Raw genomic sequence first — 14,783 nt, forward strand, 5'->3', positions numbered from 1 at the left:
ACTACCGGATCAATTTTTTTTAAAAGTAAATTGAAAACTTTTGCGATCCGGACGGGACTCGAACCCGCGACCTCCGCCGTGACAGGGCGGCATTCTAACCAACTGAACTACCGGATCTAATTTGTAAAGAACTTCCTTTCTTTTTCGTGGTTGCAAAATTACACCTTTTTTCGGTACCTGCAAATTATTTTCAAAAAAAATGCCTCCCAATCATGGAAGGCATTCATTATCAAACTTTATTTTTTATAAGTGAGCGCTTAATTTTTCAGCGATTACCTCTTTTGGAGCCACACCTACTAATTTGTCTACTACTTCTCCGTTCTTAAAAATAAGAACTGTAGGAATATTTCTGATCCCATACTGCATAGAGATTTCCTGGTTGTTGTCTACATCCACTTTCCCAACTACTGCTTTCCCTTCAAAATCTGAAGCTACTTCTTCGATGATTGGTCCTAAAGTTCTGCATGGTCCACACCATACTGCCCAGAAGTCTACTAATACTGGTTTATCTGATTTTAAAACCATATCCTGAAATGAGCTGTCTGTAATTTCTAAAGCCATTTTGTTTCTTTTATTTTAATTAATATTATTTTTCTTTTTTATCCTCTATTGGATGTTCAAAATTACGATTTTTAGAGCATAAGACTATCTATGCTCAACATTAGTTTTTTCTATAGTGTAATCGCTTGAAATTTCCTTTAGAGCCTTCGCCAATGCGTCAATTTCTGCCTTTGTAGTCATATGGCTGAAAGAAATACGTAATGGAGTACAGTGATCCATTTCATCTTCAGAAAGAACCATCATCATAACCATTGAAGGTTTAGATGCACCGGAAGAACATGCACTTCCTTGAGAAATTGCAATTCCTTTCATATCCAGCTGAAGTCCGATCAAAGGATTTTTGTAGGGAAGCAATGCACTTAAAACACTGTCAACACTATTATCCATTTCTCCACTTCTTCCATTAAATTTAATGTTGGGAACCTCTGCAGATAATTTTTCGATAGCGTATTCTTTAATTTCTCTGATATGACCAGCATAAGCCTCCATATTGTTGATGCAAAGCTCTAAAGCCTTACCTAATCCTACGATACCGGCAACATTTTCGGTTCCGGCTCTCAGGCTTCTTTCCTGAGGTCCACCTGTAATAATTCCTTTCAAGCCAGTAGCTTTTCTAATAAAAGCAAAGCCTACTCCTTTTGGACCATGGAATTTATGAGCACTGCAAGAAGCAAAATCTACAAGAATATCTGAAAAATCAAATTTCATGTGAGCCATTGTCTTAACTGTATCGGAATGGTAAAGAGCATTATTTGCTTTGCATATTGCTGCAATTTTTTTAATATCAACGATATTTCCGATTTCATTATTGGCATGCATTAAGCTTACCAATGTTTTTTTATCTGAAGCTTTTAACAGCTCCTCTAATTTATTCAGGTCAATATCCCCTTTCTCATTAGGGCGGATATAGTTTACTTCTACCCCTTTTCTGCTTTTCATATCCAGAATGCTTTCAGAAACACATTTATGTTCCAGAGGAGAGCTTATGATTCTTTCTACACCAAGGTGTTCTACCGAGGATTTGATAATCATATTGTTGGATTCTGTTCCACAGGAAGTGAAAATGATTTCTGCAGGACTTACATGAAGATAGTCTGCAACCTGTCTTCTCACATTTTCAATAAGGATTTTTGCTTCCTGGCCAAAGCTGTGCGTTGAAGATGGGTTTCCGAAATTCATCTTCATAGTGCCAACCATTGCATCTATAACTTCTTCTGCAAGCGGTGTGGTTGCGGCATTATCTAAATATATTTTATCCATTATTATTTTGAATATTTTAATTCTACGGAGGTAAATTGGTAGTCTGCAGGAACAGTGAAAATAAACCATGGGTTGGAAAGCACCTGAATTTCCATTCCGCCGGAAGGTTCTCCCGCCGGAACTTCTACATAGAGAATGTTATTTTTCACGGAGATCCCTTTGATTTCTGAGATGCTGTGGCTTCCTGATCTGAAACTACCTAAATTGTAGAGAACAACCTTCTTATCTTTAGGAAATTGCGGGTACTTGACATAAGATCCATCATCTCCTGTCCCTATAACGCCAAAACTTCCTTTGATTGTATTGCGAAAATCTTTTTCTTCTTTAATGATTCTAAAGCCTGCCTTTTCTGTGCCTCCCTGTGACTGGGAAACAATAAGTTCTGTATTTTTCTGCATATCAGGGGATTTCTGAGATGATGTGCTTGCACAACTCATAAAAGTGAGTGCAGATGCAATTAACAAGCTTTTCATTTTCTACAATTTTATCTCCCAAAATTAATGAAAAAATTGGTAATGTCCCTCATTTGCCCACTTCAACATTGGACGATCTCCTGAAGTATCCCCAAAAGCAATAATTTTATCGTACTTAGAATCGTTGATTTCTTCTTTAATTCGTACCAGTTTTTCTTTTCCGTTGCAGTTTTTTCCCACAAAATTTCCTGTGAAAACTCCGTTCTTAAACTCTGCCCGCGTAGAAACAAGCTCCATTTTCAGTTCTTCGGCAAAAGGTTTTACCCAGATATCCAATGAAGCGGTTACCAATAAACTCTGTATATTATTCCTATCGATATTTTTTATAAAGTCTAATGCATTTTCCCTCACAATTTTAGGATAATGCTGCTCAAAAAATTGTTTAGACTTCAATTCGATCTTTTCCTGAGTCTGTCCTTTCAAAATAGAACCGATAAAGCTTTTTTTCACTTTTTCCGTTTCAGCGAGTTTCAGCTTCAACAGAATAAAGAGCGGTACGTGTCTTAAAAATTGTATCCGGTATTTTGTAGAATCGTAGAATTTAAGATACATAAACATGGTATCTTTATACGTCAGGGTTCCGTCAAAATCAAAACAATACAATTTTTTCATTTTTCTTAAAGCTTTAATTTTTTGAATATAAACTCAGGGATATTCCTGATAATCATCATGATAATACTCCAAACCGGCAAAACATATGCCACATTTTTCTCCTTTTTGAAGGCTTTATAAATACAGGCAGCTGCTTGTTTCGGTGTTGCTGCCAGTTTTGGATTTAAAGGCAGACCTTCTGTCATCTTAGTCGCCATAAACCCTGGTTTTATCGTAAGAACATGTACTTTTTTATCAAAAAGATAGTTTCTCAAGCCACTCAAATAAGCTGTAAAAGCAGCTTTTGCACTTCCGTAGATGAAATTACTCTGTCTTCCCCTGTCCCCTGCCACTGAAGAAAGTCCGATAATTGTTCCTGATCTTCTGTTTTCAAATTTATGGGCAAAATAATTCATCACCGGAACCAGTTTTGAGTAATTGATATCTATGATACGTTCTGTATTTCTGTTATCATACAACCCTTCTTCTGTTCCTTCTCCCAAATATCCTACGGCACAAAATAATACATTTGAGTTGATATTATCAAATCTATTATAATCTATTTCTTTTGTCAGGTCAAGTTCGATGACTTCCGCCTGCTGCAGAAACTTCACATCAATATGCCTTGCAAATCGTTCTGTAGTTTCTTTATTTGAGGTAAAAAGATAGATCTTTTCAAATTTTTCTCCTTCCTGAAGTGCTTTTTCCACAAAAGCCTGTGCCACTTCAGATGTGCTTCCCAGAACTATCATTATGAATTGTTGTTTATGATTCTTTTGTGCTGTAAAGACACAAATTTAGGATTTTGAATATTTTTCAGATAATTGGTCAATGATGATCTGCTCATGCTGTCTTTGGTAAGATAAATTCTCCCTCCGAATTCCTGAACAATACTATCAAGCTGATCTACCAGTTTTTTCAGTTTTGAATTGACCTTAAAATCCAGGGCCAGTGTATACCCTTCTACAGGAAATGAATTATACGCCTGGGGGTTGTCCTTTCCAAAGAGTTTTAAAACAGCTAAGAATGATCCGTTTCCACTATTGGCGATCGTTTCCAGGATTCTTTTCATCCCTTCTTTTCCTGCTTCTTTAGGAATTACCATCTGATATTGTATAAAACCGGATTTCCCATAGATCTTATTCCAGTCATTAATGGCATCCAGAGGATAGAAAAACGTTTCGTAATCAATGAAGTTTTTCACTTCTTTTTTAGATTGTTTTTTATAGTACAGCCAGTTGAAAATTTTCACGGTAAGTGCATTCAATACAAATCCCGGAAAATAAAAAGGAACGGTAGGCTGTAATTTTTTCTTTAATCTTAAAGGAGTCTTTGCAAAATTCTGGGGAAGCTCATGTTGAAAAGCATGCTCTCCTCTCATCAGAATACTTCTTCCGATATCTTTTCCTTTCTGAAGACAATCGATCCAGGCAACCGTGTAGGTCCAGCTTTCACTTTCTTCAAACAGTTTAAAGATTTCATCCAGGTTTTCCGCTTTAATGCTTTCCTGACGAATGTATGCGGATTCTATATTTTTAAGCTTAAATTTTGCTGTAAGAATGATTCCTGTAAGTCCCATACCACCGATAGTAGCCCAGAACTTCTCCATATTTTCTTCTCTGGAACAGGTAATAATCTCTCCTTTCTCAGTCATGAGCTTAAATTCAATCACATATTCTGAAAAACAACCTTCTGCGTGATGATTTTTTCCATGAACATCAGAAGCGATAGCACCTCCTACTGATATAAATTTTGTACCGGGGGTAACATACAGAAAGTATCCCTGTGGAACTGCTATTTCCAGAACATCTGAAAGCAGCACCCCGGATTCACATTCTATCACTCCGTTTAAACGGTCAAAATTGATGAATTTATTTAATTTTTTTGTTGAAAATATAGATTCTCCCAACGAAGCATCTCCATAGCATCTTCCGTTCCCTCTTGCAATAATTTCGTTGTGATTGAGTACAAATTCTTTTATTTTTTTGAAACTGTCCTCAGATCTCATTTCTTTCTCCACTACCGGGAAATTTCCCCAGTTTGTAACTTTCTGTGTGAAATTAGGCTTCATTTCTTAAAATAAATTTGAATTAAAAATGCAGCTACCCAAAGTAATAGGGTAACCTGTATGTATCGGTCTCTGTACACAATTTTTGTGGGAGATTCCGTTCTGTTGTAAACCAATGTCTGCTGAAGATACCTCAACAAGGCAAAGACTACGAAAATCACCGTATAGAAGACCCTTTCATGGAATCTTTCCTGAACTTCCGGTGACAGGGTAAACATCAGATAACACACAATAGCCAATGTAATAGAAATAGATAATGCAATATCTGCAAACTGAACGTTATACCCATCCAGTGCCCGTCTTGTTTTTCCTGAAACCTGTGCATTGATAAGTTCTCCTCTTCTTTTCCCGATAGCCAGTACTAATGCCAATACGAAAGTTAACAGGATTGCCCATTGTGAAATACTGATTCCGGTAATATACCCTCCAGCCAGTACACGCAGTACAAATCCTATGGCAATAATGAAAATATCAATGATTGGGACATGCTTGAGTCTGAAAGTATAGGCAAGATTCATCACCACATAAAATCCTATGATGGTTGCAAACTTCCAAAGCAGCTCATGAAAATAGATCTTTGTAAAAAATACAAGAGCAATATCTGCAATGACAAGCCCCAAAAGAATTCCTATAGCTTTTGATTTTGAAATAGCTCCACTCGCCAACGGTCTTCTTCTTTTTTCAGGGTGTTTTCTGTCTGCTTCTATATCATTGTAATCATTCAGAATATACACAACACTTGCCGCAAGCGAAAAGATAACAAATGCGAAAATGCTCTTGAGAAGCAGATCTATGTTGGTAATATTACCAGAAAAGAATAGAGGGACAAATACAAAAAGGTTTTTCACCCATTGCTCCACACGGAGCAGCTTTAAATATTTCTTCATTTATGTTATTTCAAGTACAAAAATAATAAATTCAAAATTTATAGCATAAAAATACAAAAAAAACCGCCGGGGCGGTCTTTTACGAAAATATTTATATATTAAATTAACTATTGCCCTTGTTTGGCATCATTAATCATTTTTTCATTTGCAGTAATGGCAAACTCAACTCTTCTGTTTTTAGCTCTTCCTTCATCAGTATCATTGCTCGCAACCGGCATATTTTTACCTTCTCCTTTTGAGAACATTCTGCTAGATGCAATTCCTTTTCCTACTAAGTAAGCTTTTACAGCATCTGCTCTTCTTTGAGAAAGCGCCATATTGTAAGCATCTTTACCTACGCTGTCTGTATACCCGTAGATATTGATATTGGTATCTGCGTTGTTTACCAATACTGTAGCTAATTTGTCCAGGTTAGTCTGAGCAACGGAAGTAAGGTTTGAAGAATCGAAAGCAAAGTTTACAATACTTTCATTCATAGTCACTTTAATACCGTCACCTACTCTTTCTACCTGTGCTCCTGGTAAAGTTTCTTTAATATCTCTAGCCTGCTTATCCATTTTGTTACCGATAACGTTACCTGCAACACCACCGATAATACCTCCTAATACAGCACCAATAGCTCCGTTTCCTCCTCTTCCTACATTGTTTCCTAAGATCCCTCCAAGAACAGCTCCTGAAGCAACTCCTACAGCTGTACCTCTTTGTTGGTGATTTGAATTCTGAACCGCCTCACAACTTGTCAATAATAATGCTGATGACAAGAAAAGGGCTCCTACGTATGTTTTTGTAAATTTCATTTTTTTTGATCTTTTATGTTGATATATTATTTCATTCCTGCTCTCTGGAAGTTGTAAACTACTTTTACATTACCTCCTTCAAAAGGAACATCTTGCTGAAGTGAAAACTGATCTGTTGTCTGATTAATCAGAGTAAGGCTATATCCTACAGTATTTTGTTTTGCTTTTGTACCTCCTGCAATTTTTTTAAACATAAATGTGTTACCGTCTTTTATTTCAAACTTGATAGGCTGTGTAATTGCCGGGCAATCTCCGCCTCCGTTCAAAGTATACGCTCCTGTCCAGTTGTTAGGAATCAATCTCCAGTGGCTTCCTACGAAGCACTGTGCATCTGCACCTTCGTCAAAAGGTTTGATTTTATACCCTTTTTCGTAATCTATGCTCACAATCTGCCAATCTCCTTTCATTTTAAGGAAATCAGCTCTTTGATTTTGAGATGTAGCTGCTTTGTTAACAGAGGAACACGACACTGCAAAAAGTGATGTTCCCAACATCCCTGCAAGTAGTAACTTTTTCATTTTGTTGTTTATTATTTTGTTACTATAAAGTTACAAAAAACCGTGCCAAAATTTAAAATAAAAAATAAAAAGTCCGAAAAAAATTCGGACTTTTTATGACTTCTCCTTAAACACAGGGAGATAAATTATTTTTTAACAGCCTTTTTTACGGATTTCGAAGGCTTAGCAGTGCCTGCCGGCTTTCCTTTGTAAAAATTGGTATAAGCATATTCTGCCGCTTTTTTCAGGTCTATAACTCCACCTGCCTGAGACTCATCTGCAAATCCGTTTGCTGTACTCGGATTGCTGCTTTTCACAAGAGCTTCAATGATCTGATAAGGTTTCAGATCTGGCATATACGCTAATAAAACAGCAGCTCCTCCGGCTACTACTGGTGATGCCATAGAAGTTCCCTGAAGATATTTATATTCGTTTTTCGGAACGGTAGAATAGATTTCTTCTCCCGGAGCGAAAACATTGACCATTTTTTTATTGAAGTTAGAAAAATCGGCTCTCAAAGCACTGTTTTTATTGGTGCTTGCTCCTACCACAAGAACGTTGCTTACAAATGGTTTTTCATCCGTAACATTTTTAAAGTTGGTAGGATAGGCCAAATGTTCTGCTACATCTTCATTTTCGTTACCTGCAGCTTTTACTAAAAGAACGCCTTTATCTTCGGCATATTTAAAAGCATCCCAAACTACATTCTTACCAGGAGAAACAGGTTTCCCGAAGCTCATATTTAAAACTTTCGCACCGTTATCTACCGCGTATCTGATTGCATTGGCAACGTCTTTATCTCTTTCATCTCCATTCGGAACTGTTCTTACAGACATGATTTTAGCCACTTTGGAAGCAACCCCGTACTGAACTTCTTTCCCTTGTGGAAGTCCTGCAATAATTCCTGCTACGTGAGTTCCGTGTTCTGCATCTGCCCCTTCATAATGATTGTTCCCGTAGATTTTTTCAGAATAGTCATCGTAGTTATCTCCTACTATTTCTTTTCTCGGATCATACGAAAGGTCATATTGTTTTGCTGCCGGAGCAAAATGATCTATAGCCTCCTTCATCTCCTCTTTCATCTTTTTCTCAAACTCAGCAGATGATTTTCCTTTGAATTCCGGACTTTGGGAAATCTGACCCAAGAAATCCAATGCGATAGCATCTTTCTGATCTGTAGGCGCTTTAATTGCTGAAATGGTTTCACCAGTTACAGGCTTACCTCCTAATAATTTTACCATATTGGGAATCAGCTCGTTCAGCATAGAATACGTCTGAAAATTTTGTTTTGCCTCGATACTTTTCTTATTGAACATCTCTTTGGCCTTCATATACATATCAAACTCCTCCTTCATCTTAGCCTGGTTGGCTTTATTCTTTGCAGAATCATCTCCTTCGAAAATAGGTTTGTATTTGGCAACGACTCTTGTCACCTCCATATTATCGATATCAATATCACCGTTTTTGCCTCCTATGAAGTTCCATCCGTGTACATCATCGATATATCCGTTTCCATCGTCATCTTTACCGTTGCCAGGAATTTCATTAGGGTTTGACCATAGGTTTTTTACCAATCCGGGGTGATCTACCTGTACTCCACTGTCTAAAACTCCAACGACCACGGTTTTAGGCTTCAGTCCTTTAGATTCTAAATATTTATAAGCATTTGCCGTATTTACACCATATACTTTTGAAGTCGCAAAATCTTTATGATACCATGTCATCAGATCTTTGTCTTCGCTAGGATCAATACTTTTAGCTTTAGATTCCTGTGCAAAAGAGAAACTAAAACCTGCTAAAAAAACTGCAGCTAATAATACCTTTTTCATATGTTGATATTTAATTTTTTAAAGCAATATGTCAATCACCACCTTCATCTGCCGTATGCTGAAAATTTCCTGAATAGTGATTGTATGCTAATATGATTGTTTTATATTTTTTAAATACATAAGTGATTCGGGGCCTTTATTACAAATAAGGTCAAGAATCGACAAGTCTTCCAAAAACCCGAATTTATCCGAAAACGTCTGGTAATATTCTTCCATTTGGAATTCTGAAGGAACCTTTGCCGAAAACTTTTCTCTGAAATTGATTTCTTCAGGGTTTTTGATATACTCTTCATTCAAAGACTGTGCCTTTTCTGTTTTTAGTATCTGTTGGATAACTTCTATCCCTTTAAGGTTAAAATCAAGAAGAAACTTTTCATTAAGGTCAAATATTTTTCTGAGCTTATCTTCATAATATTCGAAATAAGGAGAACTTTGATAGGCTGTTTTGATCGATTTCCAATGAAGAGCTCTCCAGTCTTCACGGTAAGAGATTTCAATGTCTTTAAATTCTCTTTTTCCGTTATGAGCGATGGGAATGATTAATGATAATTTTCCGTTAGCTCCATATATATTGGTTCTGCTTCTATAGGTCTGTTTTGGAAAGCTTTCAAACTGTTCAAATACAATATTATTCTCAGGGTTCACAAACACTGAAAACCATGAAATCGGGGGCATATAAAATGCCGGCAATAATACATTCTTCATATTCATAATGCAAAAATGAAGTATTTTTTCAAATACTTCATTCTATTTTAAGTTTAATTTTTTTATTAGTTGTCTTCAGTTTTTTTCTTTCCGAACAGTTTTACGAAATACTCCCATCCGAAGAACAAGATCAGGATCATCGCTGCAACCCACCAGTAAGAGGTTTTATTAGCTTCCCCTGTATTGGTTGCCTTGAACATTCTGTCCCAACGAATTTTAAATGGCGCCTGGTAAGTAGAACTGCTATCTGAGAAAGCACCCTGAAGGCTCATCCATGTAAACATAGGTTTTCCTACAATATTTTCTTCAGGAACGAAACCAAAGAATCTTGCATCTAAAGACGCATCTCTGTTGTCTCCTATCATCATATAATAATCCTGTTGAATCGTATATTGGCTGGTTTCTTTTCCGTTGATCAAGATCTTTCCGTTCTTTTTCTCTAAGCTGTTGTGCTCGTATTCAGAAATGATCCATTGGTACATAGGAAGTGTTTCCTGATTAACTGTTACCACATCTCCTTTTTTAGGAATTCTTACCGGACCATACCAATCCTGATTCCAAGGCTTGTTGATTGGGAAAATAGATTGTGTCGTATCAATTTTAGTTTTAGCTTCGTCTCTGTAATATACTGCGGCTTCTCCTTTTGGAGATACCTCTTCTTTCATATCCAGAACCTGAGACATTCCTTTAATTTCTTTAGCCGTTTTATCCGTTAGCCCCTGAAAAGCGTAAAGGTATCCTTTTTCAGTCTGTAATTCCTGAACCGGTAAAAATCCGTAAGTATTGTATAATGAAGGAATATCCAACTGACTTCCTGTTGTTACAATATATCTGTGCTGTACTTCCTGATCTCCTAAAACAGTTTCGGGCTTTCCGTTAACGAAAAGTCTTCCGGCTCTCATTTCAAAAGTATCACCTGCTGTAGCTACACATCTTTTTACATAAGGATCTTTTCTGTCAATTGCTGTATGCACAGAATCTCGAGGATAGTTGAAAACTACGACATCATTTTTCTGTGGCTTATCGAATTGTAAGATTCTTGTATAAGGAAGTTTCACTCCATCTACGTAAGATTTCGGATCATCTTTAGGATTCCCTTTTTGTCCTGTATCCATAATCGTTCCCTGAAGGAAAGGTATTGCTACCGGACGCATCGGAAGTCTGTATCCATAGCTCCATTTGTTTACAAAAAGGAAGTCTCCCACCAATAATGTTCTTTCCATAGATCCTGTAGGAATCCCGAAAGGCTGTGTTACAAAAACGTGGATGATCGTTGCAAATACTACTGCAAAGGTAATAGAACCCACGAATGTATCTTTCTTTTTGTCATTTTTCTCTTCGTCTGTAAGAAACAGGTCGTTTGCGTTTTCATCTTCTAACTCTACATCTTTAGAATAGTTGATTACCGCCATATAAATAAACGGCAGAATCACGGTAAGAATCTGATCTTTGAAAAGCGTCTTTCCAAACTTTTTCACTAAGTAAAGGTGGAAAACAGACATCATGATTGGCCCTACAATCGGAAGATAAGATAGGATTGCCCACCATTTCGGATGTTTTGTTTCTTTCAGAATGATGAAATAGTTATAGAAAGGGATAAAAGCAAATAAAGGGCTATAACCCATTTTCTTGAACAGTTTCCAAGATGAAATCCCCATTAATACGGATAATATGAGGACATATACTGTATAAGTTAAAAAATAATTCATAAATTTTTGTGCCTATTCTTATGATATAAATGATAAAATGATGAGTAATAAATGATAACAGCCATCCGCTATTTACAATTCACTATTCATCATTTTCTGTTTATTTGTCTGCAATTTACAGAATTTGTTACAAATTAAAGCCCCAAAACGTCTTTCATTGCGAAGTTTCCTTTTTTATCTTTAATCCATTCTGCGGCTACTACAGCACCCAGTGCAAATCCGTTTCTGTTGAAAGCGGTATGCTTGATTTCGATTTCGTCTACTTCGCTTCTATAATACACGCTGTGTGTTCCCGGTACTTCATCTTCACGTACCGCAAATATTCCCAGTTGCTTGCCTTCTGTTTCTTCCAGCTTCCAGGCATCGAATTTCGGGTTGTTTTGGATAATTCCTTCCGCGATGGAGATAGCCGTTCCACTTGGAGCATCTTTTTTATGGATGTGGTGAATTTCTTCCAACTGGCAAGAGTATTCATCTACATTTTTCATCAGACCAGCCAATTTTTCGTTTAAAGCAAAAAATAAATTGACTCCTAAACTAAAGTTGGAACCATATAGGAAAGCTGTACCATTTTCTACAGCCAGTTTTTCTATTTCAGCTTTTTGATCCAGCCAGCCTGTCGTTCCGCAGATCACCGGAATTTTATTTTCAAGACAAGCTTTTATGTTTTCAAATGCCACTTCCGGTAATGAGAATTCAATCACAACATCCGGATTATTAAGATTTTCAGCAGTTGGGGTTTCCTTCAGACGGGCAACTACTTCATGACCTCTCTTCTGAGCGATCTCATCAATGATCTTACCCATTTTACCGTAACCAACTAATGCTATTTTCATATGATCTTTTTATTTTTGTACTACTGCATTCAATCCCAAGATCTTTCTGCAGGTATATTGTATTTTAAAATCTGTAACTTAAACTGAAGCCTGTTTTTGGAGCGCTGTACCCATATTGATCCTGAATAACTGATGGTTTAAAAACCAGATCCGGGTCATGACGGCTTTCATAAAGATGTGCATCTACTACTGCATCTACAATATTCAGGATATAGATCAGCCCTGTAATAGCAATCGCATAATCCCTTTGTCTTTTGGCCCTGTCCTGAGCATTCCCCAAAGCTTTTTTATCTAAAAACGGGTGACTGTCTACAAACTCATTAGGTGTCCCGTTCAGTTTTGCTATATAATATTCGCGGTATTTTCGATATTGATTGTCATTCCAGACTGCAATACCAACTCCCGCCCCTACTGCTCCCCAAACAATGGGAATCTTCCAGTATTTTTTATTATAAAACTGTCCCAATCCTGGAAAAACGGCAGAATACAATCCTGCTCTGGTAGGATTCAGTTTTATGGTTTTTACTGTCGGACCATTTGCTTTTTCAAGATCTTCAATGATCTTTGCTTCTGTTTTGCCTGGCTTTACCACACGAGGTTCTTCTTTCGGAAGAGTCTGCATCCGAACGGTATCAATAGGCTTTACTTGTGAGTAAGCCAGTACAGCAATACACAAGAAAAATGTGAAAAATATTTTCTTCATTTATTTAATATGGGATAGAATATATTCCAACTCTTCTTCGTTTTTGAAGTCCAGAACAATTTTACCTTTTTTACCATTTCCAGAAGTTTTGATCTCCACTTTAATATCCAGGATATCTGCGATGGTCTTCTGGGCTTTTTTATAGTTATTGGAAAGCTCCACGTTGGCTTTTTTTGCAGCGGGAGACTTTGGGTTCTTCAATGCGGCAGCTGCCTGCTCTGACTGACGAACATTTAATTTCTCTTTGATGATAAGACCAAATAAAACCTGCTGATCTTCTTCACTTTCAAGACTGATAATAGCTCTACCGTGTCCTGCAGAAATCTCACCACTTCTGATGGCATTCTGAATATCCGGGTTCAGTCTTAACAATCTGATGGAGTTGGTGATGGTACTTCTGTCCTTTCCTACTCTCTGGCTCAGGTTTTCCTGAGTAAGACCGATCTCTTCCAAAAGTCTATGATAAGTCAAAGCAATTTCGATGGCATCAAGATCTTCTCTCTGGATGTTTTCAACAAGAGCCATCTCAAGAAGCTCCTGATCATTTACTAAACGGATATAGGCAGGAATAGTCGTAAACCCGGCAATTTTCGTTGCTCTGTAACGTCTTTCCCCGGAAATGATTTCAAATCTTTCTCCGTCTTTTCTCAGGGTAATCGGCTGGATTACTCCCAGGTTTTTGATCGACTGCGCGAGTTCGTTTAATGCTTTTTCATCAAAATAAGTTCTCGGCTGCGTCGGGTTCGGATAGATATCTTCAAGCGCAACTTCTACAATGTTTCCTACAAACTTATCTGCTCCTTCATCAGTAGCTGAATTGACAGTTGCTTTAGATTCTGCACTTAAAATGGCGCCCAAGCCGCGTCCCATAGCTCTTTTTTTGTCCTTCATAGATATAATTGATAAATGATGTTTGATAAGTGATGGCTAGCATTCACTTATTGGCCATTTATTATTAATTTAGTTCTTTATTAAGTTTTCATTTCTCAAAAGAACTTCTTCAGCTAACTGAATATACTGAACAGCTCCTTTACTTTCGGCATCATAATTCAGGATACTTTCTCCAAAACTTGGTGCTTCACTCAACCTTACGTTTCTGCTGATAATGGTTTCAAAAACCATTTCCGGGAAATGCAGGTTTACTTCTTCCACTACCTGGTTTGACAGTCTTAAACGGCTGTCGTACATCGTTAAAAGAAGACCTTCTATTCCCAGGTCTTTATTGTGGATCTTCTGAACATTTTTCACGGTGTTCAAAAGTTTCCCAAGTCCTTCTAATGCAAAGTACTCACACTGGATCGGAATGATTACAGAATCTGCTGCAGTAAGAGCATTTACGGTAATAAGACCTAAACTCGGCGCACAGTCGATAATGATATAGTCATAATCGTCTCTTACGCTGGCCAGTGCTTTTTTCAGCATATATTCACGGTCCTCTTTATCTACCAACTCAATTTCCGCAGCGACCAAATCGATGTGTGACGGAATAATATCAAGGTTCGGAGTGGCAGTTCTTTTGATACAAATTCTTGTATCTGCACTGTGCTCCAGTAGATTATATGTAGAATACTGAACATCTTCCACCCCCAGACCGGATGTAGCATTCGCCTGAGGATCAGCATCAATGATCAATATTTTTTTCTCCAATACTCCTAATGCTGCTGCCAAATTTACGGCGGTAGTTGTTTTACCAACACCTCCTTTTTGATTAGCAATACCTATGATTTTTGCCATTATTAGAACTTTAAGTTTCAAAAATACACTTTTTTCTTTGCTCTCGGTGAGTGGAGAAAATCAAAATTGAGTTAAAATATTGTTAATAAGCAATTTAACGATAAAAAAAATTATCCACAAAAAAAAATCTTTG

The 14,783-nt window shown here is 37.1% G+C and carries 16 protein-coding genes and 1 tRNA gene; all 17 read right to left on the reverse strand.

Features of this window, described 5'->3' with window-relative positions:
* Positions 1 to 43 precede the first annotated feature (43 nt).
* A tRNA-Asp gene (locus tag DBR39_RS01425) sits at positions 44 to 117 on the reverse strand.
* 126 nt (positions 118 to 243) lie between these two features.
* Positions 244 to 561 carry a thioredoxin gene (gene trxA / locus DBR39_RS01430; protein WP_103231720.1) on the reverse strand — a complete coding sequence of 106 codons (318 nt, stop codon included), beginning with the start codon at positions 559 to 561 and terminating at the stop codon, positions 244 to 246.
* Positions 562 to 645: 84 nt separating this feature from the next.
* Positions 646 to 1,821, reverse strand: coding sequence for a cysteine desulfurase family protein (locus DBR39_RS01435; protein WP_124530533.1), 1,176 nt, complete (start codon positions 1,819 to 1,821; stop codon positions 646 to 648).
* Positions 1,822 to 1,823: 2 nt separating this feature from the next.
* Complete coding sequence (locus DBR39_RS01440; protein ID WP_124530534.1) at positions 1,824 to 2,294, reverse strand: hypothetical protein; 471 nt, start codon at positions 2,292 to 2,294, stop codon at positions 1,824 to 1,826.
* Positions 2,295 to 2,318: 24 nt separating this feature from the next.
* Positions 2,319 to 2,906, reverse strand: a complete 588-nt coding sequence (locus tag DBR39_RS01445; protein ID WP_124530535.1) for an HAD family hydrolase — start codon at positions 2,904 to 2,906, stop codon at positions 2,319 to 2,321.
* A 5-nt stretch (positions 2,907 to 2,911) separates the two neighbouring features.
* On the reverse strand, positions 2,912 to 3,637 hold the full coding sequence (locus DBR39_RS01450) for an SDR family NAD(P)-dependent oxidoreductase (RefSeq protein ID WP_124530536.1): 726 nt from the start codon (positions 3,635 to 3,637) through the stop codon (positions 2,912 to 2,914).
* The gene (locus tag DBR39_RS01455; RefSeq protein WP_124530537.1) at positions 3,637 to 4,956 is read right to left on the reverse strand and encodes an FAD-binding oxidoreductase; all 1,320 of its coding nucleotides are present in this window, start codon (positions 4,954 to 4,956) and stop codon (positions 3,637 to 3,639) included. Before DBR39_RS01455 ends, DBR39_RS01450 begins: the two co-directional genes overlap by 1 nt.
* A complete protein-coding gene (locus DBR39_RS01460; protein WP_103231725.1) occupies positions 4,953 to 5,840 on the reverse strand; it encodes a decaprenyl-phosphate phosphoribosyltransferase in 888 nt (295 codons plus the stop codon). The genes DBR39_RS01455 and DBR39_RS01460 overlap by 4 nt, the downstream gene beginning before the upstream one ends.
* 107 nt (positions 5,841 to 5,947) lie before the next feature.
* Entirely contained in the window at positions 5,948 to 6,637 is a 690-nt protein-coding gene (locus tag DBR39_RS01465; RefSeq protein WP_124530538.1) for an OmpA family protein, read from the reverse strand.
* 26 nt (positions 6,638 to 6,663) lie between these two features.
* Positions 6,664 to 7,155, reverse strand: a complete 492-nt coding sequence (locus DBR39_RS01470; RefSeq protein WP_103231727.1) for a lipocalin family protein — start codon at positions 7,153 to 7,155, stop codon at positions 6,664 to 6,666.
* Positions 7,156 to 7,280: 125 nt separating this feature from the next.
* The gene (locus tag DBR39_RS01475; protein WP_124530539.1) at positions 7,281 to 8,963 is read right to left on the reverse strand and encodes a S8 family serine peptidase; all 1,683 of its coding nucleotides are present in this window, start codon (positions 8,961 to 8,963) and stop codon (positions 7,281 to 7,283) included.
* A gap of 87 nt (positions 8,964 to 9,050) precedes the next feature.
* Complete coding sequence (locus tag DBR39_RS01480; RefSeq protein ID WP_410494244.1) at positions 9,051 to 9,674, reverse strand: WbqC family protein; 624 nt, start codon at positions 9,672 to 9,674, stop codon at positions 9,051 to 9,053.
* A 59-nt stretch (positions 9,675 to 9,733) separates the two neighbouring features.
* Entirely contained in the window at positions 9,734 to 11,377 is a 1,644-nt protein-coding gene (gene lepB / locus DBR39_RS01485; protein WP_124530541.1) for a signal peptidase I, read from the reverse strand.
* A 134-nt stretch (positions 11,378 to 11,511) separates the two neighbouring features.
* Positions 11,512 to 12,213, reverse strand: a complete 702-nt coding sequence (dapB, locus tag DBR39_RS01490; RefSeq protein WP_109738788.1) for a 4-hydroxy-tetrahydrodipicolinate reductase — start codon at positions 12,211 to 12,213, stop codon at positions 11,512 to 11,514.
* Positions 12,214 to 12,277: 64 nt separating this feature from the next.
* Positions 12,278 to 12,916 (reverse strand): DUF5683 domain-containing protein, encoded by a 639-nt coding sequence (locus DBR39_RS01495; protein WP_103231731.1) that lies wholly within the window; start codon positions 12,914 to 12,916, stop codon positions 12,278 to 12,280.
* Entirely contained in the window at positions 12,917 to 13,807 is an 891-nt protein-coding gene (locus tag DBR39_RS01500) for a ParB/RepB/Spo0J family partition protein (protein WP_105704329.1), read from the reverse strand.
* A gap of 69 nt (positions 13,808 to 13,876) precedes the next feature.
* Positions 13,877 to 14,650, reverse strand: coding sequence for a ParA family protein (locus tag DBR39_RS01505; RefSeq protein ID WP_124530542.1), 774 nt, complete (start codon positions 14,648 to 14,650; stop codon positions 13,877 to 13,879).
* Between the last annotated feature and the right edge of the window lie 133 nt (positions 14,651 to 14,783).

The organism is Chryseobacterium sp. KBW03 (assembly GCF_003852415.1).
GTDB classification, from domain to species: domain Bacteria; phylum Bacteroidota; class Bacteroidia; order Flavobacteriales; family Weeksellaceae; genus Chryseobacterium; species Chryseobacterium viscerum.

What these genes read in the sequence shown, in the direction of transcription:
- trxA (WP_103231720.1), bottom strand. Translation starts at nt 561, where the DNA reads ATGGCTTTAGAAATTACAGACAGCTCATTTCAGGATATGGTTTTAAAA.
- DBR39_RS01435 (WP_124530533.1), bottom strand. Translation starts at nt 1,821, where the DNA reads ATGGATAAAATATATTTAGATAATGCCGCAACCACACCGCTTGCAGAA.
- DBR39_RS01440 (WP_124530534.1), bottom strand. Translation starts at nt 2,294, where the DNA reads ATGAAAAGCTTGTTAATTGCATCTGCACTCACTTTTATGAGTTGTGCA.
- DBR39_RS01445 (WP_124530535.1), bottom strand. Translation starts at nt 2,906, where the DNA reads ATGAAAAAATTGTATTGTTTTGATTTTGACGGAACCCTGACGTATAAA.
- DBR39_RS01450 (WP_124530536.1), bottom strand. Translation starts at nt 3,637, where the DNA reads ATGATAGTTCTGGGAAGCACATCTGAAGTGGCACAGGCTTTTGTGGAA.
- DBR39_RS01455 (WP_124530537.1), bottom strand. Translation starts at nt 4,956, where the DNA reads ATGAAGCCTAATTTCACACAGAAAGTTACAAACTGGGGAAATTTCCCG.
- DBR39_RS01460 (WP_103231725.1), bottom strand. Translation starts at nt 5,840, where the DNA reads ATGAAGAAATATTTAAAGCTGCTCCGTGTGGAGCAATGGGTGAAAAAC.
- DBR39_RS01465 (WP_124530538.1), bottom strand. Translation starts at nt 6,637, where the DNA reads ATGAAATTTACAAAAACATACGTAGGAGCCCTTTTCTTGTCATCAGCA.
- DBR39_RS01470 (WP_103231727.1), bottom strand. Translation starts at nt 7,155, where the DNA reads ATGAAAAAGTTACTACTTGCAGGGATGTTGGGAACATCACTTTTTGCA.
- DBR39_RS01475 (WP_124530539.1), bottom strand. Translation starts at nt 8,963, where the DNA reads ATGAAAAAGGTATTATTAGCTGCAGTTTTTTTAGCAGGTTTTAGTTTC.
- DBR39_RS01480 (WP_410494244.1), bottom strand. Translation starts at nt 9,674, where the DNA reads ATGAATATGAAGAATGTATTATTGCCGGCATTTTATATGCCCCCGATT.
- lepB (WP_124530541.1), bottom strand. Translation starts at nt 11,377, where the DNA reads ATGAATTATTTTTTAACTTATACAGTATATGTCCTCATATTATCCGTA.
- dapB (WP_109738788.1), bottom strand. Translation starts at nt 12,213, where the DNA reads ATGAAAATAGCATTAGTTGGTTACGGTAAAATGGGTAAGATCATTGAT.
- DBR39_RS01495 (WP_103231731.1), bottom strand. Translation starts at nt 12,916, where the DNA reads ATGAAGAAAATATTTTTCACATTTTTCTTGTGTATTGCTGTACTGGCT.
- DBR39_RS01500 (WP_105704329.1), bottom strand. Translation starts at nt 13,807, where the DNA reads ATGAAGGACAAAAAAAGAGCTATGGGACGCGGCTTGGGCGCCATTTTA.
- DBR39_RS01505 (WP_124530542.1), bottom strand. Translation starts at nt 14,650, where the DNA reads ATGGCAAAAATCATAGGTATTGCTAATCAAAAAGGAGGTGTTGGTAAA.